1 pseudogene is annotated in these 394 nt (G+C 33.0%); it reads left to right on the top strand.

Annotated elements, in window-relative coordinates:
* Window positions 1–67: 67 nt before the first annotated feature.
* Window positions 68–394, top strand: a pseudogene (locus tag AC4AGG_RS16845) (endo alpha-1,4 polygalactosaminidase); the annotation flags it as partial.

Here is a 394-nt window from a genome sequence, read left to right as displayed (position 1 = left end):
AAATTTTACTAATTACGGATATTCAAAAAATTTTTTGATTAATTCTACGTTGAGAAAATAAAAAACCATGAACTTCAAAATTTTCTTTTTATTGGCTCTGATATTAGCCAATATTTCTTGTAACGGAGACGATGACGAAAGCAATTCTGAAACAGAATACAAACAAAAAATGCGCGAATTTGTAGTAGGTATTAGTCAATATTCCAAGAGCATTAACCCTCATTTTCTCATTATTCCTCAGAATGGAATCGAACTGGTAAGTGACAATGGAGATGACACTGGACAACCAAATTCTACCTACCTCAACGCTATCGATGCCAATGGTCAGGAAGATTTATTTTATGGATATGAGAATGATGATCAAACTACACCTTCTGCTGACAATGTGTACTTA

Source organism: Chryseobacterium sp. CG10_8 (assembly GCF_058117085.1).
The sequence above is the reverse complement of the archived record's forward strand: the minus strand, read 5'-3'. Positions and strand labels throughout refer to the sequence as shown.